The following is a 279-nucleotide window of genomic DNA, read 5'->3' as shown; positions in this document are numbered from 1 at the left end:
ACGCCGACCTCGCCAACGCCTATGTCGCCGGCGCCTCCGGGCTGCCCTTCGCAGTGCTGCGCGCCTACGCCGGCTCCGACCTGCCGAAGGTCAACCCGCTGATCCGCAGCGTCACCTGCCCGTTCACCGGCGAAGTGCTGGCGGCGGTGCCCTCGGTGCGTCCGGACGTCAGCGTGATCCACGCGCAGAAGGCCGACCGCAAGGGCAACGTGCTGCTCTGGGGCATCCTCGGCGTGCAGAAGGAAGCGGCCCTGGCGGCGAAGCGCTGCATCGTCACCG

General features: G+C 71.3%; 1 protein-coding gene. It reads left to right on the top strand.

The window, feature by feature from the left end; translation table 11 throughout:
• On the top strand, nucleotides 1-279 hold a 279-nt coding region (locus ACLJNW_RS24600; protein WP_410961271.1), incomplete at both ends, for a CoA-transferase.

Source organism: Salmonella sp. SAL4457, from assembly GCF_046548235.1.
In the GTDB taxonomy this organism is placed as follows: domain Bacteria; phylum Pseudomonadota; class Gammaproteobacteria; order Enterobacterales; family Enterobacteriaceae; genus Salmonella; species Salmonella enterica.
The sequence above is the reverse complement of the archived record's forward strand: the minus strand, read 5'-3'. Positions and strand labels throughout refer to the sequence as shown.